24 protein-coding genes and 2 pseudogenes are annotated in these 18,809 nt (G+C 56.8%); 14 read left to right on the top strand and 12 right to left on the bottom strand.

The annotated features are described in order from the left end of the window. Positions 1 to 72: 72 nt before the first annotated feature. Positions 73 to 453 carry a response regulator gene (locus H0Z09_RS14870; RefSeq protein ID WP_186691240.1) on the bottom strand — a complete coding sequence of 127 codons (381 nt, stop codon included), beginning with the start codon at positions 451 to 453 and terminating at the stop codon, positions 73 to 75. A gap of 235 nt (positions 454 to 688) precedes the next feature. Between H0Z09_RS14870 and H0Z09_RS14875 the strand changes: the two genes are divergently transcribed. Further along, on the top strand, positions 689 to 1,063 hold the full coding sequence (locus H0Z09_RS14875) for a cytochrome c family protein (protein WP_186691241.1): 375 nt from the start codon (positions 689 to 691) through the stop codon (positions 1,061 to 1,063). Positions 1,064 to 1,119: 56 nt separating this feature from the next. After that, positions 1,120 to 1,683, top strand: a complete 564-nt coding sequence (locus tag H0Z09_RS14880; protein ID WP_186691242.1) for a hypothetical protein — start codon at positions 1,120 to 1,122, stop codon at positions 1,681 to 1,683. A 66-nt stretch (positions 1,684 to 1,749) separates the two neighbouring features. On the opposite strand, the gene H0Z09_RS14885 is transcribed toward H0Z09_RS14880, so the two are convergent. From H0Z09_RS14885 to H0Z09_RS14895, 3 genes are all read right to left on the bottom strand, one after another. Next, positions 1,750 to 2,037 (bottom strand): colicin E3-like toxin immunity protein, encoded by a 288-nt coding sequence (locus H0Z09_RS14885; RefSeq protein WP_186691243.1) that lies wholly within the window; start codon positions 2,035 to 2,037, stop codon positions 1,750 to 1,752. 104 nt (positions 2,038 to 2,141) lie between these two features. Continuing rightward, positions 2,142 to 2,399 carry a colicin E3-like toxin immunity protein gene (locus H0Z09_RS14890; RefSeq protein WP_186691244.1) on the bottom strand — a complete coding sequence of 86 codons (258 nt, stop codon included), beginning with the start codon at positions 2,397 to 2,399 and terminating at the stop codon, positions 2,142 to 2,144. Positions 2,400 to 2,406: 7 nt separating this feature from the next. Continuing rightward, positions 2,407 to 3,561: an S-type pyocin domain-containing protein gene (locus H0Z09_RS14895; protein WP_186691245.1), complete on the bottom strand. Its 1,155-nt coding sequence runs from the start codon at positions 3,559 to 3,561 to the stop codon at positions 2,407 to 2,409. Positions 3,562 to 4,091: 530 nt separating this feature from the next. Here H0Z09_RS14895 and H0Z09_RS14900 point away from each other — a divergent pair. Then, complete coding sequence (locus tag H0Z09_RS14900; protein WP_186691246.1) at positions 4,092 to 4,400, top strand: DUF3077 domain-containing protein; 309 nt, start codon at positions 4,092 to 4,094, stop codon at positions 4,398 to 4,400. A 135-nt stretch (positions 4,401 to 4,535) separates the two neighbouring features. On the opposite strand, the gene H0Z09_RS14905 is transcribed toward H0Z09_RS14900, so the two are convergent. Further along, complete coding sequence (locus tag H0Z09_RS14905) at positions 4,536 to 4,907, bottom strand: PH domain-containing protein (protein WP_076949901.1); 372 nt, start codon at positions 4,905 to 4,907, stop codon at positions 4,536 to 4,538. A gap of 157 nt (positions 4,908 to 5,064) precedes the next feature. Here H0Z09_RS14905 and H0Z09_RS14910 point away from each other — a divergent pair, with 157 nt between their 5' ends. Then, positions 5,065 to 5,700 carry a LysE family translocator gene (locus tag H0Z09_RS14910; RefSeq protein ID WP_186691247.1) on the top strand — a complete coding sequence of 212 codons (636 nt, stop codon included), beginning with the start codon at positions 5,065 to 5,067 and terminating at the stop codon, positions 5,698 to 5,700. Positions 5,701 to 5,707: 7 nt separating this feature from the next. Here H0Z09_RS14910 and H0Z09_RS14915 read toward each other — a convergent pair whose 3' ends face one another. Next, entirely contained in the window at positions 5,708 to 6,037 is a 330-nt protein-coding gene (locus H0Z09_RS14915; RefSeq protein WP_076949899.1) for a hypothetical protein, read from the bottom strand. A 217-nt stretch (positions 6,038 to 6,254) separates the two neighbouring features. Here H0Z09_RS14915 and H0Z09_RS14920 point away from each other — a divergent pair, with 217 nt between their 5' ends. The 5 genes and pseudogenes from H0Z09_RS14920 to H0Z09_RS14940 all read left to right on the top strand — a co-directional run bounded on the left by H0Z09_RS14920 (position 6,255) and on the right by H0Z09_RS14940 (position 9,590). After that, on the top strand, positions 6,255 to 7,151 hold the full coding sequence (locus H0Z09_RS14920) for a hypothetical protein (protein ID WP_186691248.1): 897 nt from the start codon (positions 6,255 to 6,257) through the stop codon (positions 7,149 to 7,151). A 31-nt stretch (positions 7,152 to 7,182) separates the two neighbouring features. Beyond that, positions 7,183 to 7,467 carry a hypothetical protein gene (locus H0Z09_RS14925; RefSeq protein ID WP_186691249.1) on the top strand — a complete coding sequence of 95 codons (285 nt, stop codon included), beginning with the start codon at positions 7,183 to 7,185 and terminating at the stop codon, positions 7,465 to 7,467. Between the two features lie 85 nt (positions 7,468 to 7,552). After that, positions 7,553 to 7,744: pseudogene (locus H0Z09_RS14930) on the top strand (SDR family oxidoreductase); the annotation flags it as partial. Between the two features lie 49 nt (positions 7,745 to 7,793). Further along, positions 7,794 to 8,246: a hypothetical protein gene (locus H0Z09_RS14935; protein WP_186691250.1), complete on the top strand. Its 453-nt coding sequence runs from the start codon at positions 7,794 to 7,796 to the stop codon at positions 8,244 to 8,246. A gap of 129 nt (positions 8,247 to 8,375) precedes the next feature. Next, positions 8,376 to 9,590: an aldose 1-epimerase family protein gene (locus H0Z09_RS14940; protein ID WP_186691251.1), complete on the top strand. Its 1,215-nt coding sequence runs from the start codon at positions 8,376 to 8,378 to the stop codon at positions 9,588 to 9,590. Between the two features lie 9 nt (positions 9,591 to 9,599). On the opposite strand, the pseudogene H0Z09_RS27555 reads toward H0Z09_RS14940, so the two are convergent. After that, positions 9,600 to 9,719, bottom strand: a pseudogene (locus H0Z09_RS27555) (hypothetical protein); the annotation flags it as partial. 176 nt (positions 9,720 to 9,895) lie between these two features. Further along, positions 9,896 to 10,069, bottom strand: coding sequence for a hypothetical protein (locus H0Z09_RS14945; protein WP_186691252.1), 174 nt, complete (start codon positions 10,067 to 10,069; stop codon positions 9,896 to 9,898). A 146-nt stretch (positions 10,070 to 10,215) separates the two neighbouring features. On the opposite strand from H0Z09_RS14945, the gene H0Z09_RS14950 reads away from it, so the two are divergent. Next, positions 10,216 to 10,587, top strand: coding sequence for a hypothetical protein (locus H0Z09_RS14950; protein ID WP_238340250.1), 372 nt, complete (start codon positions 10,216 to 10,218; stop codon positions 10,585 to 10,587). A 153-nt stretch (positions 10,588 to 10,740) separates the two neighbouring features. On the opposite strand, the gene H0Z09_RS14955 is transcribed toward H0Z09_RS14950, so the two are convergent. Then, a complete protein-coding gene (locus tag H0Z09_RS14955; RefSeq protein ID WP_186691253.1) occupies positions 10,741 to 11,109 on the bottom strand; it encodes a cupin domain-containing protein in 369 nt (122 codons plus the stop codon). Positions 11,110 to 11,329: 220 nt separating this feature from the next. Between H0Z09_RS14955 and H0Z09_RS14960 the strand changes: the two genes are divergently transcribed. Both H0Z09_RS14960 and H0Z09_RS14965 read left to right on the top strand, forming a co-directional pair. Continuing rightward, positions 11,330 to 11,995: a hypothetical protein gene (locus H0Z09_RS14960; protein ID WP_186691254.1), complete on the top strand. Its 666-nt coding sequence runs from the start codon at positions 11,330 to 11,332 to the stop codon at positions 11,993 to 11,995. 14 nt (positions 11,996 to 12,009) lie between these two features. Continuing rightward, a complete protein-coding gene (locus H0Z09_RS14965; protein WP_186691255.1) occupies positions 12,010 to 12,696 on the top strand; it encodes a tetratricopeptide repeat protein in 687 nt (228 codons plus the stop codon). A gap of 70 nt (positions 12,697 to 12,766) precedes the next feature. Here H0Z09_RS14965 and H0Z09_RS14970 read toward each other — a convergent pair whose 3' ends face one another. Beyond that, entirely contained in the window at positions 12,767 to 13,099 is a 333-nt protein-coding gene (locus H0Z09_RS14970) for a hypothetical protein (protein ID WP_186691256.1), read from the bottom strand. A 70-nt stretch (positions 13,100 to 13,169) separates the two neighbouring features. After that, a complete protein-coding gene (locus H0Z09_RS14975; RefSeq protein WP_189672172.1) occupies positions 13,170 to 14,186 on the bottom strand; it encodes a LysR substrate-binding domain-containing protein in 1,017 nt (338 codons plus the stop codon). Between the two features lie 102 nt (positions 14,187 to 14,288). Here H0Z09_RS14975 and H0Z09_RS14980 point away from each other — a divergent pair, with 102 nt between their 5' ends. Together H0Z09_RS14980 and H0Z09_RS14985 are read left to right on the top strand one after the other, a co-directional pair. Continuing rightward, positions 14,289 to 15,215: a DMT family transporter gene (locus tag H0Z09_RS14980; RefSeq protein WP_189672181.1), complete on the top strand. Its 927-nt coding sequence runs from the start codon at positions 14,289 to 14,291 to the stop codon at positions 15,213 to 15,215. After that, positions 15,212 to 16,015, top strand: coding sequence for an NAD(P)H-dependent oxidoreductase (locus H0Z09_RS14985; protein ID WP_186691258.1), 804 nt, complete (start codon positions 15,212 to 15,214; stop codon positions 16,013 to 16,015). The genes H0Z09_RS14980 and H0Z09_RS14985 overlap by 4 nt, the downstream gene beginning before the upstream one ends. A gap of 100 nt (positions 16,016 to 16,115) precedes the next feature. Here H0Z09_RS14985 and H0Z09_RS14990 read toward each other — a convergent pair whose 3' ends face one another. Then, positions 16,116 to 18,473 carry an FdhF/YdeP family oxidoreductase gene (locus H0Z09_RS14990; protein WP_186691259.1) on the bottom strand — a complete coding sequence of 786 codons (2,358 nt, stop codon included), beginning with the start codon at positions 18,471 to 18,473 and terminating at the stop codon, positions 16,116 to 16,118. Positions 18,474 to 18,809: the final 336 nt, after the last annotated feature.

Genomic DNA, 18,809 nt, shown 5'->3' on the forward strand with positions numbered 1-18,809 from the left:
TGTCGCTCCTTGCGTCACCAGTGGACCCACGGACGTAGGGGGAAGTTCGCTTGAAGCGATATCGCAACGCCATCAATGCATGGCCAAACCCTGCTGGTTCAGCGCCGTCTGCACACAGTCAATCAGGTGCTGGGTACTCCACGGCTTGGGCAGGAACCGTACCGAGCCGCCCAACTGCGCCGCCAGGTGGGTGTTGCCGGACGTCAACACCACTTGCACCGTTGGCCAGCGGTGCGCCACGACCTTGCTCAGGTCATAGCCATTGAGCAAACCCGGCATTTGAATATCACTGACAATCAGGTCCACCGGGTCATCGCCCCGTTCCAGGTAGATCATTCCTTCATCTGCTGAAGGAAATGACGTCACCTGCGCGCCGAAATCTTCCAGTACATCGACCATCAACGCCCGAATGATCTCGTCGTCTTCCAATACTAAAATCGATGGCTGAGCCATGATCCTTACTCCACCATCAGGGTTCAGTCAGTTGAGTGGGGCGAGGCGACATAGGTTCGATTGGGATAGCGCTTAAACGATGGGTGGTGCTTCAAGGGGTCTAGGTTGCGTACTTGCCGGCAGGTGCTGCACGATGTCTGCGTTTGCAACTCACGCAAAAAAGGCCCTCGGCAACCGCGGTTGCGCTCCTGACAAACAGGCATAATTGCCCGCAACAGCCGATGTGGAGTCCCCCATGAAGTACGCCTTGTTCAGCCTCGCCCTGATCTTCAATACCCAGGCGGCCTTTGCCGCCGGCGATGCCGAGGCGGGCGCCAAACTCTTCGCCAAGACCTGCGGTGGCTGCCACAGTGTCGGCGAAGACGCACGTGGAGGGTTCGGGCCGCAGCTCAACGGCATCATCGGCCGCCCGGCCGGGACTACCTCGGATTACCAGTATTCCGACGCGATGAAAAACTCCGGTGTGGTCTGGACCCGCGACAAACTGGCCGCCTATATTGAAGCGCCGAAGAAAGTGGTGAGCGGCACGCGGATGATTTTCTGGGGCATCAGTGATCAGGAGAAAATTGAAAACATATTGGCGTACCTTGAAACGTTTCAGCCAAAATAACCCTGTTTAATCGCAAGTCAGGTCATCAGCCCCTCACACCGATAAGGACATTCCCTGTGAAGCGAATCGCGCTGCTATCCCTCATCACCCTGGCGCTGTGCGCGTGTCAATCCAACCAACGTGACTCATCGCCCAGCCTGTTCAAGGACGGCATACAGTTGCGTCAGAAAACCGTGGCCGTGGATGCCGAACATACCAAAGTCATCATGAAGGCCTACGGCGGCACCAACCCCGTCGAATTCGCCATCCTGCGCCAGGGCGACCCCGACCAGCGCATGGAAACCCTCGGCACCGTGGTGGACACCGGTGAAGGCCGCATTTTCAACTGGATCGCCAAGCTGAACCAGACAGTTGCCAGCGCGACCTTGAAGCGTTTTCCGCAGTTGGAGATCCAGGCGGATCCGGGCAAGAAACTCACTGTATCCGGCTCGGCGGGCAGTATTGGCAATGGCGCTTACTACCGGTGCGGGCCGTTGGTGAGTAGCTTCAGCCCGCAGAAGGCGAAGGTGTATCTGGTGGAGTTTCAGTTCAAAGGCACTAATTCGGCGTGTGCGCAGCAGGTGTTTGATATTACGGATCCGGCGAATCGGGTGTTGGTTGAAGGAGAGAAGGAGGGGTGAGCGCAGTTGATTGAACGGTGGGTGTTGCCCACCGTTCGCACGGTAAAGCCTGTGAGTACAATTGCATCAGATCCCCGTCTTAGGTTGCTTTGAAGGAGGTGGCCACGCGCCTTGGTGACAGAAGGAAATCTGGTAGTCGAGGTGTGCGGGTTCAATCATGTGTTGGAAATACGGCTGAATAATCGTTGTCCAGTCAGGCAACATGTCGAATACATCGGCATATATCGCGGTTTCCCCGCCTAAACCCAACGCTTCAAAAACACTGTATGGGTCCTCGATATCCGCTGAATACTCATCTGCCTTCAAGTCATTGCTTTGTTTCTCGTACCACCGCAATCTGATTTTCATCACCATTTGTCGCGTTCCTTTTTATCTGTAAATTGGGCGTTTTGGATCAGCCGGTCCTCGACGTTCGGCGGTACAGGGAAAAATGCGCCCATGGATTCTCTTAGCTTGTATTACTTGCGTGCCTCCTCGTAATCAAACGCGATGAAGTAGTCGCTTTCTGAAAGAGCGATCTCATGAGAGAAGTACATCTGTACCTGCGATAGCCACTCTCGCCGCAGTTCAAACATGCCATTATTGACGTCTTCGTCTACCGACAATCCGAGCTCAGAAATTACGGAGTAATCGTCTCCTAAGTCCGCTGAATCCTCCGCTCCGCTTAGCCACTCTGTGGTTCTGTCGAACCATTCCAATCTCACTTTAAGTCCCATGTAGTCCTCACAGATACTTTTTGATGTTTCGTTTCTTTTTCGCCCCTTTTAGCTGCTCGCCGGTTAGATGGTTGAACGCGCCTATATGGCTTCCATCACTTGCTAGATAAATTTCCAGCTCGCCGTGTTGGGAGTCCCATTCATAGATCCTTCGACCCTTGTCATCAATCCAGCGCTCTCTCAGGCCTGCACTTCCCTGTTTGGGAGTCATGGGTTTTGCTTTTTTCAGATTTTCAAAGCCGGTAATTTGTTCAGTATTCGGAGCCTTGTGGTACTTGTGATCCCCCGCCTTAACACTCACAACCAGATACAACGGCCGAACCCCCGACTCCACCGGGAACACCAGAATAAAATCCCGATACTCCGGCGGATAAACCGGGTTCACCAGAATCTGCGCGGCTTTCTCCGTCGGCGGGTAAATCCAGATGACCGGCGCTTGCGGTGCTGCCTCCAATGCCGGAATACCCAGCGTGTCGTCCGGATCAACCGCAGGCGTCCAGATCAGCTCGACACCCTCGCCCAAATCCGCGACAAACTGATCGTCGCGGGCTTGGAACTGCACCACATCGATCATCTGCCAGCTCGGATGATCGCCGGTGTAAAACCCATACCCCTTGAGCGTACCGTCCTCGCGTTGCTCGATATGTAAACGCATCTGTGACCGCGCCCGCGCCATCGAGCGTAGCTGCTCCTCGCTGTAGAGCGCGCTGTCACCCAACTCAGACGGCCAGGCCAGCGCCACCAAACCGGTCAACAGGCCACCGGCGACAGACCCGACGGCAGCCGCCGCCGACTCCCACATCGCCGAACGCAACGCCAACTGCCCCAAGCCAGCGGGCAATGCGTTGCCGCCGATCTTGCGCAGCGCCACCGCGCCCTTACCGTCCACCTCGCGCCCACCCAACAGGCTGAAATGGGCGTACTCCTTGACCAGCTCCAGCGGGACATAACCGGTGGGGTCTGCATAGCGGGTGAAGCCGTCCGGCAGTTGGCAGGGCTTGATGAACACGCAGCCGTGAGGTTTGGCTGGCGTGGGGGCTGGGGCAGGGGAGGGCTCGAATAAATCAATCGCCGGCGAATAGGGCACGCGCGATGGTTGCGGCGTCAGGATTCGTTGCCTGCGTTGTTCTTCTTCGGTAAGGGGGTAAAAGCGTTCTGACATGACCGGCTCACTTCCTTGTGCGAGGAAGTGAGCCTACGGGGGGCGATCAGGGGGCTGGAATTGGCATTGTTCGACCGTGAGTGTGGGAAAAGTAAACAGGATCTCAGTAGTTGGGATTGGGGTATGACGAATGAGGTGTTCGCCTTTCACTGCAGCGGAAATCTGTACATACAAAAGCTCCCTTTCATGACCGAATCTTTGGGATTACGTTGTGGCCGTCGTCACTTCACGACGACCGGGCCTGGAAACCCGTGGGTATAGGCGCACAGGCGCCACCATTTATCACGACTGCTGGCGCCTTTTTGTGCCAGCATATGCGTGCTATGGCGGCTGTGCGTGGGAGACTCTTGAGTCTGCCGGGTTTGCCTATTACCCCCGGTTTCCAGCCTGCGCGCAGCTGCCACCATTCGCCTGGAAACGAATGAGGCAGCTCTCTTTGAAAAAATGGGAGCTATACCAATGAGCGTTTCTGAAAGGTCGTACCCTCGCAACACCGCAACCCACACTCCGGCTCAAGTCGGAGGTGCCCTATGATCAACCCACCCCTCAACAAAACCCTCGGTGTCATCACCTTTTCCACCTGCGGCAAACAGCCCAACCTCCACCGTCTATTTCGCGTCAATTCCGGCGTGCCCTTTCGCGATGCCCTGCATCACGCCTCCGAGTTGCTGCATTGTTCCAAACTGCTGGCGTTGGATGCAGCCATGGACACGGGCGCGGATCGGTTTGCCTGGGCGGCGCATTATCTGGGGGAAATGGCGAAGGCGGTGGTGGATGATTTGGCGAATGGAATGTTGCCCAACGGGCTGGCTGAAGAGGGTGAGGCGGCTGGTGTGTAGGCGGGTGGTTTGAGGGTGTGGCGGCTGGCGTCTTCGCAGGCAAGCCAGCTCCCACATTTTGATCGAGGTACATCCGTTCAAATCGTGTGGGCAGTAAAAAGACCTCGGGACGCTGAGGTCTTTTTTATCCGCTGATCAAGTGAGCAGGTGCTTTGAAATCAACCGTGAAATCTCGACAATCGAAGTCTTCCCGGTAAATTCAAACTTCACCTTCCCCAACGACGAAAAGTAAATCTCCAACTCCGAATCCAGATCAAACGTCCCCGACGTTTCCACCGAATACGCCACAATGTTCTTGTACGGCAGCGACGTGAAGTCCTTCTTGCTGCCGGTAATCCCCTGCACGTTCACCGCGATGATGCGCTTGGTGGTGAACACCACGCCATCGCGCATGGCCTTGTACGCGTCGACCACTTCCTCGTCATCCAGCAGTAATGACGCCACGCGTTCGGCGTACTCGTTGTTTTGTTTGAGTTTGAAGAAACCCTTGTTGTTGAAGTCGATCATGTGCCTGCCCTTGGGTGAGTGGTGCGGTCGGTGTATGACGTTTTGATCACGGATCTGTATCTGACGCGCACATTTTGAACGCCCTACCATGGCTTCCTACTCTACAACGTTGACCAGATGTTTCGCGTCGACAGAACAACCCTCACGGAGCCCGACCATGCCTGACCTCTCCAGCTGGCTTGCCTATGCGCTGATATCCCTCGGCATGGTGCTGACGCCCGGCCCGAACATGATTTACCTCATTTCGCGGTCGATCTGCCAGGGGCGCACCGCCGGGTTTATCTCCCTGGGCGGCGTGGCGTTGGGCTTTCTGGTTTACATGCTGTGCGCGGCCTTGGGGATTACCGCGTTGGTGATGGCGGTGCCCTTCGCCTATGACGCGCTGCGGTTTGGCGGGGCGCTGTACCTGGCCTATCTGGCCTGGCAGGTGGTCAGGCCGGGCGGCCGTTCGCCGTTCCAGGTGCAGCGTCTGCCCCAGGACAGCCCGCGCAAACTGTTCACCATGGGCCTGGTGACCAACCTGCTGAACCCCAAGGTAGCGGTGATGTATTTGTCGTTGCTGCCCCAGTTCATCGACCCGAACGGCCAGGGCAGTGTGCTGATGCAATCCCTGGTGCTGGGCTTTACGCAGATATTCATCAGCGTCAGCGTCAATGCGGTGATCGCCACTCTGGCGGGGTCCATCGCCGTGTTTTTCGTCACCCGGCCGGGGTGGCAGGTGGTGCAGCGCTGGCTGATGGGCTCGGTGCTGATGGGGCTGGCGGCGCGGATGGCGGTGGAAGGGCGGCGGTAACCGTGGGTTACAGGATGGCTTTCAGGTAATCCTTGAGTGCGTCGAGCGGGGCATTGAGGGCTTCCAGTGTCGGCGCCTGGCGCACGTGCAGCGCGAGCCGTTGCAGCTCGCGCCCCATCACGGTCGTTGCGCCGCCCAGTGATTCGAGTGCCAGCGTCAGGCACTCATCGAGCTTCAACCGGATCCCCGCCAAATCCCCCTGCCGCACCAACAACCCAAACACCTCGCGGTCATACGCTTGCATCACCAGATCATCCCGCAAAACCGGGCTGCCGCCGTCCGTCTCGTGCGCCAATTTCAGTGCAAAGAGCGTAACCGCTTCCAGCGTCAATTCCATGCTTTTGATTCCTGGGGCTTTTGGGGGAGGGCGATGATCACCGTTCTACATCTGAAAAAAAAGACCCCAATGTTGTGAACTGTTTGGCTTTCGCATTCTAAAGTCGCTCGCACAAGGAACGATATTAATTAGCCATGTTCGAACTCGCCGTGCCAGCGCTCCCAGCCACCAGAAGGATAGGGTGCGAGGCCTAACCCACTACAAGGACGCAGCTCTCATGCAACCATCTCCCACCCAAGCGCCATCCGCCGCCGGCGAACTGATCGCCAGTTTTCGCCACGGCAAGGGTTTCCTGATCTTCAGTTTGATATTTGGCGTTGCGCTGCTGGGGCTCGCGGTGTTTGTGCTGTATCTGGAAACTGTGATACCCGCGACCAATAATGGCCCCATTGTCGTCCAGCTATCCCGTGGCACCGCGTTCACTTTCAGCAGCCCACAGACGCTGACCTACTCTATCAGCGCCTTGCTCACCGTTCTCGCGTTGGGCGTGTTTGCGGGCTATGCCTGGCACAAAAAACTCCGCGCGCCGCGTTACAACGTGTATGAGCACGGCATCGAACGCTTCATCAACGACCAGCGCGACTACACCGCCTTTGCCGATATCGACGACCTGTACCTGTTCGGCTCTGGGCAAACCGTGATGACCGGCATGATCACCAACCTGGCCTATCGTCGTAACGCGTCGGAGCCGTTTCACCGAGTGATTGAAACCCTCAAGGGCTTTTACGAATTCCAGCAGTTGGTGCGCGAGCTGCATGTACGCGCGCGCATGCCGGCGGTGATCGCGACGCTGGAAACGGGTGGGGCGGTGACGTTCAATTGCATCAGCTCGGGGCAGGTCTGGGGCAAGCGCATGAGCGGCAATTTTCTGAAGATCACCACCTCGCCGATTGTAGTCAGCCGTACGTTCCTGGAATACCAGGGCCGCACCGTGCCGATGGCTTCGTTGCGCACCGTCGACCTCAATGCCTGGACCGAAAAAGTGGTGATCAAGGACGAGAGCGGCAAGGCTGTGTTGTCGACCATCGCCACCGGCATCCTGAGTCACGACCTGTTCCTCAACACCCTTGATGCCGTATTTGCGGCCGAAGAACAAACCCGCGAGCTGGCGTGAGCCGGCAGTTGTTAAGAATGAGGACTGAACGATGATCTATCGCGGTGCAGGCTGGCTCACCTTGTTTACACCCGTGGCGATAGTGCTGCTGTTGATGTGGCTGTGGCCGGATCCGAGCGTCAAGCCCGGCAATACCTCGCTCATGCAAGTATTGATGGGGTTCGGTATGGGGTCGGCGATCAACGTTGTGCTGGGCTTTGTGTTGAATCGAAAGGTTCACGCCGACGGTGTGCGCCATCACTTCTTTTTCATGCCCATGCAATGGCCGGCGCTGGCGATCACGCTGGTGTGCGCGCTGATTGCCCTGTTGACATAAGCTTACCGACCGCTAGGCATGGGCGGTCGGGTTTCGACTTGTTTGAGGCTTATGTATTGGATTGTTAGACATCAAGGAGCTACACATGGGGTTTCTCACAGGCAAGCGCGTTCTGATCGTGGGCGTGGCCAGTAAACTATCAATAGCCTCGGGTATTGCGTCGGCTATGCGTCGTGAGGGCGCCGAGCTGGCCTTTACCTACTAGAACGAAAAACTCAGAAGTCGAGTGGAAGAGTTCGCCGCCGAATGGGGTTCAAACCCTGAGCTTTGCTTCCCCCAGCGATGCTGCGACAGAAACGTCGCCCAATCAATATCCAGGAGCAATTATGAAACTTATCACGACATACACAATTTTGTTATTTGCATTAGCAGGATGCGCTACAACGGGGAGCCAATCGCCACAGCAAGCCGCACAATCTGCGGCAATTTTATTTGAACAACAAAAATTCAATTTAGTTTGGGTTCCCGCAGCGAATAACGGCATTTCTGGAGCTATGGCATCCGCTCTTATCGGAAGTGCAGGTTTAGACTCTCCAATTGTTTCAAGCATCCATCAAATAATCGCCCCTGCAGGCAAAGCTGATGTTCGTGTCGCCATCTCAGGAACAGATAGTTCTTTTGCAGCCAACTCAGCTATTGCAGCTTTAAGTAACACGTCAAGCATGCTTCCTAAGTTGCAACTTGCATTTATCGGCTCGAAATCAGACGCCGCGGCAGTTCGCTCGGCAGTTGAAGCTAAAGGCGGTAAATTCTTACATTCCACACCAAATGGCTCCTAACTAGCGATTTAGCCGGTCTGCAGAAGGCAGAAATCGGGTATCAGCGTAATTGCCGTGTGGATTTTTTAGCTTGCTGAAACGTTTCATCACGTTTATAAAAATGGCACAACTCCAAGATAGGCTGCCGCCATGACCCCGCTCAAACTCTTTGTTGCCCTCAGTGCACTGTCCGCTGCCTCCCACGCCATGGCCTGGGATTACGTTCTGCTCGACACTGACAAAGCCGCCCAGAGCTGGCAGGTCACCAGTGCGCAACTCGGAATAAAAACCGCCAAACCCTTCAGCGTTACCTTGCGCACCTTGCACGGCGGTCGGCAGGAGGGCGTCAGCATCGTCGACATTGATAACGGCACGATGAAGCTCTCGATAGTGCCGACTCGCGGAATGAACGTCTTGCAGGCCTCGGTTGGCAATGTGCGCATGGGCTGGGATTCGCCGGTCAAGGAAGTGGTCAATCCATCTTTCATCGAACTCAATGGCCGCGGTGGCCTGGGCTGGTTGGAAGGTTTCAATGAGCTGGTCACCCGCTGCGGATACGAATGGGTCGGCCACCCCGGCGTCGACAACGGCGAACTGCTGACCCTGCACGGTCGGGCCGCCAACATTCCTGCGAACAAAGTCACGCTGCATATCGATGAAAAACCACCGTACGCCATCACCCTGCGCGGCGAGCTGAAAGAGCAGGCGTTCAAGAAGGTCGACTTCTCGGTCGCGACCGAACTGGTCACCGAACCCGGCAGCGTCGTGTTCGCCCTCAACGACACCCTGACCAACAACGGCGACTATCCGAAGGAATACCAGGCGCTGTACCACAGCAACTTCAGCACCCCGTTCCTGGAGCAGGGCGCTCGTTTCGCCGCGCCAGTGAAACAGGTGTCGCCGTTCAACGACAAAGCCAAGGACGATCTGCCCGACTGGCAAACCTACCGCGCACCGACCAAGGACTACGACGAAACGGTATACAACGTGGTGCCGTATGCCGATGCCAATGGCGATACGTTGACCGTGTTGCATGACAAGGCCGGCAGCCTGGGCGTTTCGGTCGGCTTCAATACCCAGACACTGCCCGTGTTTTCCCTGTGGAAAAATACCGATACCCAAGGTCAGGGGTATGTCACGGGGCTGGAGCCGGGGACAAGTTTTTCCTACAACCGCCGTTATCAGCGGCCACTGAATCTGGTGCCGACAATTGGGCCCAAGGAACACAAGCAGTTCCGCATCAGCTATAGCTTGTTGGCGGATAAGGCGGCGGTGGATAAAGCCTTGAAGCAGGTGAGCGAGATTCAGGATGGGCGGGAGACTGAGGTGCGGCAGACGCCGTTGGTTGATCTTACCAAGGGGTGACACGGGCTGGAGCAGTGTCGGCCAATATTGCAGCCCCTCGGCCATGTTTTCGCGTCTGATCCCGTCGGCTTGTTCAAGTTCCGCCAGCGAGCGCGCGACCTTGAGCAGTTGATGGGTTGTTCGCAACGATTCGGTCACTGTCCGCAGTTGGACGATTTCTGGCTGTCGCGAAAGGTTCCAATCGATCCTACGCGGTCGTTCAACCTCAAGTTGCTAGCATCTGCACAGCAAACTCCCGAAGTTAACGACTACGCACCTGAGCCCATCTTCCTTCAGCACCACCATTGCCCTTCAAGTGAGTTTTCCTAGGGTCCCTTACCGCAGCCGATGGCTATCACCTTCGCTATCTCCTCGATACCGCCCAGGCGCATGGGAAGCATGCGCAGCGAAGCAACCACGAGCTGTTCTACCATCAAAATGTCACCCTCAGTAACATTGCCGAAGGTCGTCATGCAGGCCACATCGAGGCCGCCGTGCATGGTTTCTTTCGAAGGCCTTTCTCGCAGGGCATTGACTCACTTGAACAAGGTACCTATTGCGTTGATCACCTCCGTAGCCTCGTTCATGTTGTTTGTCAGCTATTGATGAGGTATTACAGCGGCGATTATTTGAAAGGAGGCAAACGATGCGTTGTTTAATCGGCTTTATGGTCTTGTTGTCATCGGCGACCGTCTTCGGAACAGAAGCGCAGTCGAAGCAGTGGGAAAAGATGGATCGCTGCTCGAATGCCGCCTTTATCGCCGTCTCTGTCATTGAGGAAAGTGCTGACACCTTCAAGCAGGAGCTCGCGCTGCATGGCGCCATTGGCGGGCTCAAGAACAACACAAAACTGGGGGAGGCGACGCCGAGTGAAAACGAAGTCAGGGGCGCCCACAGAATGGCGCTTCGGGTATCTGCCGGGATGCCACGGCCCTTCGCGAAGCGTGATCATGATTGGCTGATCGCCCAGGCCGCAACGTCGTGCACGTTGTGGGTGCCTGACGCCAATCCTGAGTGAGGGCATCAGGTGAAAGCGACAGATTTCTGGGCGCCAGGCAAAGCTTGGTCACTTGGAACTGAAGGCGCGAGACCCACAGCCGATCGTGACCGGATGGGAGGGTTTCATTGCGGGGGCACCGATGATGATCATGCCCCGGGCCAAATACAGTCTTCAGATCCACTGATCATTCAAGGCGGTTCGGTCCCCACCTTCATGACCGGTGTTCAAGACGCCCCGTGGCTCGATCATCATCAGCTTGGCTTCGCCTTCGGCGGCCGTGCGGTGTTCAACGCCACGAGGGACCACGTAGAGTTCGCCTGGCGCCACGTAGACCGGGCCGTCGGGAAGGTCGATACGTAGCGTGCCTTCCAGTACCAGGAATGCCTCGTCGGTTTCGGGGTGGGAGTGCCATATGAATTCGCCTTCGATGCGTACCACTTTGAATTGGTAGTCGTTCATTTCGGCGACCACGCGTGGGCTCCATTGCTTGTCGATGAGGGAGGCTTTTTGGCTGAGGTTTATGGGGGAACGCTGGACCATGACGGATGCTCGGGAGTGGGAGAGTGGTCAGGTTAGTGGCGCACGGGGTGGGAGGGCTTGTACGATCTTGCAGGGCGGCGATGTACGATTTCGCCGTCCCATTTTTTATGCCAGCGTTCAGCCAAAAAGAGCAGCAGGCCATCTCCCGCAGGCCGGTTTTTGATAAAGTTCGCTACCCATGGGCCGACGGCCTTAGTTCCTATCTCACGGATGATTTGACATGTTCCGCTTCGTTTTTTCCGGCATTGCTTTGCTCGCCGCTGCCTGCAGTGCCCAGGCTCAGACCGGCGCCACCCCCGAACAACTGCTGACCGAATTCTCTCGTTGCGACGCGCGTTTTTTCGAGAGCCTGCGCGACGCCCGTCTGCCGGCAGATACCATGCGCCTGAGTCAGTACGGCTCGGTCAAGGCACCCACCATCCTGAACCCGCTGCAGGAAGGTGGCACTTACCAACATTTCGAAACGCCCCTGGTCGTCAACGGCGTGCGGATGGTCGGCTATTACAACCAGGCCCAAACCATGAAGGGCTTGGGCAATTTTCTGTTCTGGGGTTTTGTAGTCGACGGTTCGCCGCAAGAGGTCGCCGCCAAACTCAAGCCGCTGATCGTCGACAATGCACGCTTTGTCAGCCAGGGCAAAGCCATCACCCGCGCCGAAATTCGCCGCGTCGGTGACCCGATCGGTCAGTGGCGCACCGAAGGCCTGACCGGCCCCGGCGTTGCCACGCCGTTTGGCTTCGTCGACCGCGTGTTGATGGTCGACACGGGCGACGCGACACCGCCACTGGCCGGACACACCACGGTGTTCTGCTCGCTGCAAGGCACCGTGACCACGCCGCTCCTGCAGGTCTATCGCCCTGACCTCAACGCTCGCCTGTTCGATTGACAAGGAAGTTTTCCATGAATGCTCGCTGGCCCGCTCTGATTACAGGCTTCTTCATCCTCACCGGCTGTGCCGGGATGCAAAACCCGCAAAGAGCCAACCTTGCCCACTGCTCGAATCAGTTCAAGGCGTCCAAAGCCGAAAACTATCCTCTGGTGCTGCAGGAAGGTGATTTATGCCTGCAGAAAAATACCTTGCCCGCCTCGCTGCAAAGCGCGGTTTACGCGGTTCAGGCCGACGCCCACAGCAACCTCAAACACTTTCCCGAAGCCGTGGCCGCCAAGGAAAAATCCATGCAGTTGGCGGTCAAGCCTGATCCGCGTGACAACCTGGATTTGAGCGCCATGTATCGCGACGTTGGCAACCCGAAAAAAGCCCTCGAACTTGTGCAATACAACCTGGACAACAATTTGGGAGAAACCGGAAAGGGAGCCGGCTTCCACATGCCGACCTACTACCACCTGGGCCTCGCGCTGACAGACCTGGGTCAGTACCGAGAAGCCGCTGAAGCCTTCAGCACGGGCCTTCAGCGCCAACCGGACTATGCGTGGGCCTTTTATGCGCGCGGGATTGCGTATGACCATTTGGGAGACAGGGACTACGCCAAGGCGGATTTCGTGAAGTTCTCGCAGATCGTGGATAAAAAATACGTAGTGCAGGAGAACAAGGCCAAGCTCGCTGAATATGGGATTTCAATGCCGTAATAAGGTGTTGGCATAACGAAAAGGGGATGGATTTATTTTTCCAAGAAATAAATCCGTCCCCTTTGTTGCTTTATGGCCTGTAAGCCTGCCGCAATTTACCCGCGAGCCAAGAGAGCGTCATCGCAGGAATTGAGAGAACCGCCGCATACAGGATACCGACACCCAGCAACGGCGAAGCCCCCGAAATAACCAGTACCACTGGGATCTGAGCAAGCATCACGACGGCGCCTGCGGACCACTGGGCGCTTTTTAGCACTGCTCCAAGAATCACTGACAGAACAAGCGCGGCGGGATAGATGAGGGCCCAATAACTAGCCAGGTCCCAAGGCTCTTCAGCTCCCGTGACTGCTGAAACAACAGTCCAAAAAATTAGGGAAACAACGCAGATAGCTGTGAATGCCATGATGTTCCTATTTCACTTCGTCGAAAGTCCATTGGACGTAATCGAAAACCGGGATGGATCTATTTTTCTTTTAACGCGAAAAGGGGACGGAATTAATTTTCGTGAGCTTCAAATTATTATTTTTTTTTTGAATTCGCTGCGCTACGTCGCAAAGCCATCGGCGCAACAGCTGTGCTGCCTCACCCAGCACCACATCTTTGGCCTGAACCAAATAATAGCCCTTGCCAGTCTTCAGTACAGCGTCAAAGACAGGTACGAGAAGGCCTCTTTCTACATCTTCCTCAACCAGCCAAGGGCTGGTGAGCACTAAACCCTGATCGCGGCGCGCCGCGTCGATTGCCAGCTCAGACTGATCGAACTTGAGGCTGCTGGAGAAGCTATCGGGGGACATACCGACCGATGATAGCCATTGAGACCAGTGAGCATGAGACGTCGTATAGATCAAGGTTGCTCCCGGCAAACAATCAAGGCTATGCAACTGGAGCCGTTCGCGGTAAGCCGGGCTGGAATAGACCCTGACCTCGTCTGGCAAGAGCAGTTCTGCGTTCACGTCACTGCTATATCCATCGAAATGCCGCACCGCCAGGTCGCAGGTAGCGTCATGGAAATCCACGTTATCGGTGGATGCGCTCAAGTGCAGTTGCACCTCTGGATGCCGCTCCATGAACAATGGCATCCGCTTTGCGAACCAGGAGTTCGCGAACGCCGGCGGCAAGCTTAGCCGTACCTGCCTGTCTCTAAGAACCCGCACGGCCAGGTTGGCTGTCTCCAGCTGGCGAAGCGCCGGCTTGACCTGCTCCCAGTAGCTCAGCGCCTGCGCCGTGGGTTGCAGCCTGCGCACATTGCGTATGAACAGTGGCGTTCCCAGCCAACCTTCCAGCTTGCGAATCTGTTGCCCTACCGCTCCCGGCGTCACGAACAACTGGCTTGCAGCAAGGCTGACGCTGCCGGTGCGCATGACCGCGTCAAAGCATGCGATGGCCCTGAGGGGCGTATCTGCTCTCATGGCGTAGTTTTTCTCTTCTATAGATCGAAAACATATGATTTGTAGCGGCTTGCGTACTTTCCCACAATCGAATTTCGCCATCGGCTGTTGGGCCAGCCGAGTGAGAAATAAATTGTTGTCCAGATCAATGATAAAAGGTGCCGATAAGTGAGGAAGTCAGTCGACGGGGCTGCCACGGCGGTAATGGTGCTGCTGTGTCTCATCTGGGGCGCCCAGCAGGTGGCAATCAAGGCGGTTGCCGGTGACATAGCACCGCTCATGCAGGTCGCCGTTCGCTCCGGAGTCGCTGCAGCCTTGGTCTGGCTGATCGGAAAATCGATCATGCGGGAAGTGTGGTTACCCGGCGTCTGGTGCCGCTCCGGATTGGTCGTGGCCGTACTGTTCGCGAGTGAATTTCTGTTCATCGCGCAAGGGTTACGCTGGACAAGTGCTTCGCATATGGCGGTTTTCCTTTATACGGCGCCCTTATTTGCCGCCATTGGTCTGCACCTGCGCTTGCCGGAGGAACGGCTTAGCGCGATTCAGTGGTTGGGTATGTCGCTGGCGTTCGCAGGCATTGCCATCACCTTCCTCATGCCACGCGATGGAACAGCCATTCAAACCTCCAACACAAACAGCCTGCTGGGTGACCTGCTGGGCTTGTGCGCGGGCGCTGCCTGGGGATTTACGACGGTAGCGGTGCGTACGAGTCGCCTAAGTGAAGCACCCGCAACCCAGACCCTGTTTTACCAACTGGCAGGGGCCTTTCTCCTTCTGCTGCCTTTGAGCCTGCTAGCGGGCCAAAGCGCAATGAGTTTTTCAACCGGTGCAATGGCCAGCCTGGTTTTCCAAACATTGATCGTGTCAGTGGCAAGCTACTTGATCTGGTTCTGGATGCTTCGTCGCTACCTCGCGGCTCGCCTGGGAGTGCTGGCCTTCATGAGTCCGCTGTTTGGCGTATTGATGGGTTACCTGTGGCTCAAAGAGCAGACGAGCATCGGGTTTCTGCTGGGCGCAAGCCTGACTATTGTCGGCCTGCTCGTGGTGAGTCTCAGCAAAGCGGTCGGACAGAATCGGGGCGATAGACGTTATCCAATACCGAAAAACCGCAAAGAGAGGATGCAGTTATGAAGACGTTAATCGTATTGGCGCACCCGGAACCACGCTCTTTCAACGGTGCCCTAAAGGACGTAGCTGTTGAAACGCTGCGCGAACTCGGCCACCAGGTTCAGGTGAGCGATCTCTACGCGATGAATTGGAAGGCTGAGCTGGGCGCTGGTGACTTCCCCGATAATCGTGCCGATCCTGACTATCTTGATCTTCCCCGCGAGCAAGAACATGCGTTTGCAAACAACGCTCACACCGACGACGTCAAAGTCGAGCAATCGAAAGTCATGTGGGCTGACCTGGTGATTTTTCAGTTTCCTGTGTGGTGGTTTTCGATGCCGGCCATTCTGAAAGGCTGGGTAGACCGGGTGTTAAGTCGCGGGTTCGCGTACTCATCGGGGCACAAGTATGGATCAGGCCTACTCAAGGGCAAGAGGGCCATGCTTTGCCTGACCACGGGCACCGCGAGCAGCCTTTATACACCTGCTGGCATTGATGGCGACTTGCATCACATACTCTGGCCTATCCATAACGGCATTTTGGCTTATACCGGTTTCACCGTTCTTCCGCCGTTTGCTGCATGGATGCCGGCACAGCTCAGCGATGACGAACGTCAGCAATATCTGAATTCATATGCTGACTACCTGCGAAGCTTGGAAGCGGTGCAGCCGCTGTTTTTTCATCCACATGAAGACTATGACGACAACCAGCAGCTGAAACCTGGGATTGAAGCCCGCTCGGGTGTGCAATGGAATCCACGTGCAGGACAAAGTTTCGAACAGGCTGCATCCCGTTTCTCAGGGCAGCCTAAGTCTAAAATCTAGCTCTCATGCTGGCCGGCACCGGAAAAACATCCGATGCGATAGCTGAGGGTTTGTGATCGTTCCCACGCGTGGGAACGATCACAACGCTGTACCACGAGCCCTAACTGGCCGCCGCAATCAACCCGCGTCGTTGCAAAGCCACTTGCGTCTCCTCTGGATTCATCCGCACCAGGTTCACCGGGATGGATTTCGCCGCCGGTGTGTTACTGCGGCTATCCCGATTCGCCAGTGGCAGCAGGCCGTTGGTCTCCGGGTAGTACGCGGCGCAACAGCCTTGCGGTACGTCGAAGGGGATGACTTTGAAGCCGGGCGCACGACGCGGAGTCGTCATATCAAGGGCGGTCTGGAACTCGACATAATCCCCGGCCTTGAGCCCCAGGCGCTCGATGTCCTGCGGGTTGAGCATCACCACCATGCGGTCGCCATAGATACCCCGGTAACGGTCATCGTTGGAATACACCGTGGTGTTGAATTGGTCATGGCTGCGGATCGTCATCAACTGCAGATGCTCCGCGCCCGGTGGCGTGTCGTCCTCGTCAAAAACCCCTGCAGGAAACAGGAAGTTGGCCTTGCCTGACGCGGTGTTCCACTTGCGCTCGCTGGCACCGTTGGGCAGGCGGAAACCGCCGGGCTCCTTGATGCGCTGATTGAAGTCATAAAACTGCTCGGGCAGCACGGCTTCGATCTTGTCGCGAATGCGCGCGTAATCGCTCACGTAGCTGTCCCAATCCACGTTGGGGTTGGGCGCAAGCGTCGCCTTGGCCATACCGGCGATGATCGCCACTTCGGAGATCAGGTGTTTCGACGCAGGCTCCAGCATGCCGGTGGAGCCGTGCACCATCGACATCGAGTCTTCGACCGTCACGGTTTGCGCCACACCGTTCTGCATGTCCAGCTCCGAGCGGGCGATGCACGGCAGCAGAAACGCTTTCTGGCCGTGGACCGTTGCACTGCGATTGAGTTTGGTATTGACCAGCACGGTCATTTTCAAGCGTTTGACGGTCGGGCAGACCACGTCGATATCCGGGATGGCCCGGAAGAAATTGCCGCCCATGGAAATAAACGCTTCGACCTCACCGCGCAGCAGCGCTTCGCAGGCTTCGGCCACATCATGCCCACCTTTGCGGGACGCCTCGAAACCGAACACCTTGCTCATACTGGCCAGGAACGGCTCGCCGGCTTTTTCGTAGATGCCCATGGTGCGGTCGCCCTGCACATTGGAGTGGCCGCGAATGGGGCAAGCACCCGCGCCCAGCTTGCCGATGTTGCCGCGTAACAACAGCAGATTAATGATCTGCTGCATCGCATCGCCACCGCGCTTGTGTTGAGTGATGCCCATGCCCCAGCAACAGATCACCCGCTCCGAACGCATGTACACCGCCGCCACATCCTCCAGCGCCTGGCGCGTCAGGCCCGAATGACGCTCGATGATTGCCCACGGCAGCTGTCGGCAATAATCAGCAAACCGCTCAAGGCCATGGGTGTGCTCGTCGATGAAGGCGACATCCAGCACACGGGGCAGCCCTTCACGCTGAGCCGCATCGTCCGCTTCAATCACCGCTTTGCAGATGCCCTGCACGGCAATCATGTCGCCGCCGATTCGGACCTGATGGTACTGGGAACTGATCTTGACCCCGCTGCGACTGAGCATATCGCGAGGATCCTGGGGTGATGCAAACCGCACCAGCGCCTTTTCGCGCAACGGGTTGAACGAGATGATGCTCGCGCCACGGCGCGCGGCGGCATGCAGCTCCGACATCATGCGCGGGCTGTTGGTCCCGGGGTTCTGACCGAAGATAAAAATGGCGTCAGCGTTCTCGAAGTCCTCCAGCGTCGTAGTGCCTTTGCCCACGCCGATCGATTCGGGCAGCGCCACACTGGTAGTCTCGTGGCACATGTTCGAACAGTCAGGAAAGTTAGCCATGCCATACAGGCGGCCAAACAACTGATACAAAAACGCCGCCTCGTTCGAGGTACGCCCCGAGGTGTACAACTCCAGCTTCCACGGGTCGCTCAGCTGGCGCAGCTCTTGCCCGATCTCGGCGAACACCTCGTCCCAACTAACGGGCAGGTATTTGTCGCTGCCAGCGTCATAGCGCATCGGCTCGGTGATGCGGCCCTGATCTTCCAGGTCGTGATCGGTCCAGGTGGCCAGCTCACTGACCGTATGCTGAGCGAAGAACTCGGGCGTGACGCGTTTTGTGGTCGACTCCCACGCCAGTGCCTTGGCACCGTTTTCACAGTATTCAAAGGTGTGCGGCTTTTTTGGGTCTGGCCAGGCACAGCTGGGGCAGTCGAAGCCGTCCGGCTTGTTCATGGACAGCAGGGTACGGTTTCCCTTGAGCAGGACGTGCTGGTGGAGCAGGTGTTTGTTGACGGCGTTTAGGGCAGGCCAGCCGCCGGCGGCGGAGCCGTCGGACTGGGAGCCTTGGAGCTGGGGGTTATTGGGTTCGGACATTGCGGGGGTTCTCCCTGTTGGAGGCCGTGGAGGCTTGGTGCGTATGGTTGTGATGCATACGGGTGGGGAGAATTCGGCTTGATCGACGAGCGTTGCTGACCAAGTGGAAGGGTGGGAGGTTCAGTTATGGGGCGAGCTGTTCAGACGAAACTCAACTCGACTTGAAACATTTCCCAGAAATAATCCGTCTCCTTTTTTCCTGTGAGCGTTGCAGTTACGCGACCCAATATCTCGTTATAAACCAATTGGTTATCGCATGGATCGCAGCGCGGGACGCCGAAATGGGAGAAAACTGCGCAGCTATAAAGCTGCTTCCCTTAGTCAAGGGCGGCTTTC

This window comes from Pseudomonas sp. SWRI18 (assembly GCF_014268345.1).
Taxonomy (GTDB): Bacteria; Pseudomonadota; Gammaproteobacteria; order Pseudomonadales; family Pseudomonadaceae; genus Aquipseudomonas; species Aquipseudomonas cedrina.

Bases quoted from the DNA above. Each gene is read 5' to 3' on its own strand.
- H0Z09_RS14895 (WP_186691245.1), bottom strand. From the start codon at position 3,561: ATGTCAGAACGCTTTTACCCCCTTACCGAAGAAGAACAACGCAGGCAA.
- H0Z09_RS14965 (WP_186691255.1), top strand. From the start codon at position 12,010: ATGAATGCTCGCTGGCCCGCTCTGATTACAGGCTTCTTCATCCTCACC.
- H0Z09_RS14955 (WP_186691253.1), bottom strand. From the start codon at position 11,109: ATGGTCCAGCGTTCCCCCATAAACCTCAGCCAAAAAGCCTCCCTCATC.
- H0Z09_RS14975 (WP_189672172.1), bottom strand. From the start codon at position 14,186: ATGGCGAAATTCGATTGTGGGAAAGTACGCAAGCCGCTACAAATCATA.
- H0Z09_RS14960 (WP_186691254.1), top strand. From the start codon at position 11,330: ATGTTCCGCTTCGTTTTTTCCGGCATTGCTTTGCTCGCCGCTGCCTGC.
- H0Z09_RS14925 (WP_186691249.1), top strand. From the start codon at position 7,183: ATGATCTATCGCGGTGCAGGCTGGCTCACCTTGTTTACACCCGTGGCG.
- H0Z09_RS14985 (WP_186691258.1), top strand. From the start codon at position 15,212: ATGAAGACGTTAATCGTATTGGCGCACCCGGAACCACGCTCTTTCAAC.
- H0Z09_RS14980 (WP_189672181.1), top strand. From the start codon at position 14,289: ATGGTGCTGCTGTGTCTCATCTGGGGCGCCCAGCAGGTGGCAATCAAG.
- H0Z09_RS14945 (WP_186691252.1), bottom strand. From the start codon at position 10,069: ATGCACGGCGGCCTCGATGTGGCCTGCATGACGACCTTCGGCAATGTT.
- H0Z09_RS14890 (WP_186691244.1), bottom strand. From the start codon at position 2,399: ATGGGACTTAAAGTGAGATTGGAATGGTTCGACAGAACCACAGAGTGG.
- H0Z09_RS14935 (WP_186691250.1), top strand. From the start codon at position 7,794: ATGAAACTTATCACGACATACACAATTTTGTTATTTGCATTAGCAGGA.
- H0Z09_RS14900 (WP_186691246.1), top strand. From the start codon at position 4,092: ATGATCAACCCACCCCTCAACAAAACCCTCGGTGTCATCACCTTTTCC.
- H0Z09_RS14910 (WP_186691247.1), top strand. From the start codon at position 5,065: ATGCCTGACCTCTCCAGCTGGCTTGCCTATGCGCTGATATCCCTCGGC.
- H0Z09_RS14970 (WP_186691256.1), bottom strand. From the start codon at position 13,099: ATGGCATTCACAGCTATCTGCGTTGTTTCCCTAATTTTTTGGACTGTT.
- H0Z09_RS14990 (WP_186691259.1), bottom strand. From the start codon at position 18,473: ATGTCCGAACCCAATAACCCCCAGCTCCAAGGCTCCCAGTCCGACGGC.
- H0Z09_RS14905 (WP_076949901.1), bottom strand. From the start codon at position 4,907: ATGATCGACTTCAACAACAAGGGTTTCTTCAAACTCAAACAAAACAAC.
- H0Z09_RS14950 (WP_238340250.1), top strand. From the start codon at position 10,216: ATGCGTTGTTTAATCGGCTTTATGGTCTTGTTGTCATCGGCGACCGTC.
- H0Z09_RS14940 (WP_186691251.1), top strand. From the start codon at position 8,376: ATGACCCCGCTCAAACTCTTTGTTGCCCTCAGTGCACTGTCCGCTGCC.
- H0Z09_RS14885 (WP_186691243.1), bottom strand. From the start codon at position 2,037: ATGGTGATGAAAATCAGATTGCGGTGGTACGAGAAACAAAGCAATGAC.
- H0Z09_RS14870 (WP_186691240.1), bottom strand. From the start codon at position 453: ATGGCTCAGCCATCGATTTTAGTATTGGAAGACGACGAGATCATTCGG.
- H0Z09_RS14875 (WP_186691241.1), top strand. From the start codon at position 689: ATGAAGTACGCCTTGTTCAGCCTCGCCCTGATCTTCAATACCCAGGCG.
- H0Z09_RS14920 (WP_186691248.1), top strand. From the start codon at position 6,255: ATGCAACCATCTCCCACCCAAGCGCCATCCGCCGCCGGCGAACTGATC.
- H0Z09_RS14915 (WP_076949899.1), bottom strand. From the start codon at position 6,037: ATGGAATTGACGCTGGAAGCGGTTACGCTCTTTGCACTGAAATTGGCG.